Origin of the sequence: Pseudarthrobacter sulfonivorans, from assembly GCF_014712225.1 — a bacterium.
GTDB classification, from domain to species: Bacteria; Actinomycetota; Actinomycetes; order Actinomycetales; family Micrococcaceae; genus Arthrobacter; species Arthrobacter sulfonivorans.
Genome location: NZ_JACXBW010000042.1, coordinates 1 through 1505, shown reverse-complemented (window position 1 = coordinate 1505; position 1505 = coordinate 1). Strand labels below are relative to the sequence as shown.

Here is a 1505-nt window from a genome sequence, read left to right as displayed (position 1 = left end):
CCCTCTACGTCAGGCTGGTTGTGAGTCAGTCGATTGAAGGGAGCAGGAGCAGCCATGTCTGTTGGTCCGCGAGGTATTAGCCGTGATGAGATCCGGGAATTGGTGCATCAGTATTACGTGCAGCCGTACGGGACGAGGAAGGAATGGCTTGCCTCCCAGCCAGTGACTGAATGGACGTTCCGGCGGTGGCGGAAGATGATTCAGGAGGGTGATCTCGACCGGAATCTGATTCCACGAGAGCATGGGAACATGGCCCGCACAAATGGCGAGTGGTCCGCGTTTGAGAAAGCGCGCGCCAAAGAGATCGCTGCACACCAGTCCGAAGTCGAACAGCTCCAGGGCCGTATCCGTGAACTTGAGGGCACGAATACAGCTTTGGGAAAAGCTATCGGGCTCTTGCACGAGTTGAGCGTGCCAGAGCCCGATACGGCCCAGACGAAAGATCCGAAAGGTTCATCGAAGCCGAGAACCTCCTCGTCCGGGAGCTGACAACGCTCACCGGCTCGCAGCGGCAAGCCCTCGAGTTCTCCGGCGTATCGCGTTCGACCTGGCACTACCGGCAGAACCCCCGCGAACGCGTGCAGGACCCGCTCGGACAGTCTGAGCGGGCCTATGAATCGCGGATCAGCACCAATGATCGTGACCGGATCGCGGAGTACATTCTGGACGGCTGGGCCGATCAGGTTTCCGTTGACCATTCCTACGCGGCGGCGTGGGACGCCGGGGTGATGCTCGCTTCCCGCCGCACATGGTGGCGGGTCGCGGCCCAGATCGAAAACCAGATGCTCCGCCCCACCATCCCTACCAGGAGCGGGAACAAGCAGCCCCCACGGGAGAAACCCGTTATCAAGGCCACCGGCCCGGGCCAGGTCTGGTCCTGGGACATCACCGATCTGTATTCACCCTGGCGGGGAAGAGCGTTCAAAGCCTATTCAATCCTTGATATCTACTCCCGCCACATGGTTGCCTGGCGGGTCGAGGAACGGGAAGCCGACCACCTCGCCGCGGAGATGTTCGAAACCGCCATCGCCGAACACGGCGCCCCGCGCATCGTTCACGCCGACTCCGGGCCGGCGATGCGATCAAACCTGCTCCGCGACACCCTCACCCGCCACGGCGTGGAACTCTCCCACAACCGGCCCTATGTCTCAAACGACAACCCCTTCTCAGAGTCCGGGTTCCGGACCATGAAATACCGGCCCGGCTACCCACGCGTGTTCAAAGAACTCGAGACCGCCCGGGCCTACCTGGCCGACTACGTGCCCTGGTACAACACCCAACACAAACACTCAGGCATCGCACTCTTCTCGCCCTCCCAGGTCCACGACGGCTCCTGGAAAAAGGTCTGGAAAACACGCGATCAGGCACTACAGCGCTACTACGACAAAAACCCCGAACGCTTCCACAGGCGACCCAGCACACCAACCCCCGCCAGTCACGCCGGCATCAACCTCCCGGCAACAAAACAACCAACCCAATGACTCCACACAGCTTGACAATCTGCG

2 protein-coding genes are annotated in these 1505 nt (G+C 61.1%); both read left to right on the top strand.

What is annotated here, in order from left to right; all coding sequences use genetic code 11:
• Nucleotides 1-54: 54 nt before the first annotated feature.
• A complete protein-coding gene (locus IAQ70_RS22445; protein ID WP_190992163.1) occupies nt 55-489 on the top strand; it encodes a hypothetical protein in 435 nt (144 codons plus the stop codon).
• 89 nt (nt 490-578) lie between these two features.
• Nucleotides 579-1481: a DDE-type integrase/transposase/recombinase gene (locus IAQ70_RS22440; RefSeq protein ID WP_190992162.1), complete on the top strand. Its 903-nt coding sequence runs from the start codon at nt 579-581 to the stop codon at nt 1479-1481.
• Nucleotides 1482-1505: the final 24 nt, after the last annotated feature.

Bases quoted from the DNA above. Each gene is read 5' to 3' on its own strand.
- IAQ70_RS22445 (WP_190992163.1), top strand. From the start codon at position 55: ATGTCTGTTGGTCCGCGAGGTATTAGCCGTGATGAGATCCGGGAATTG.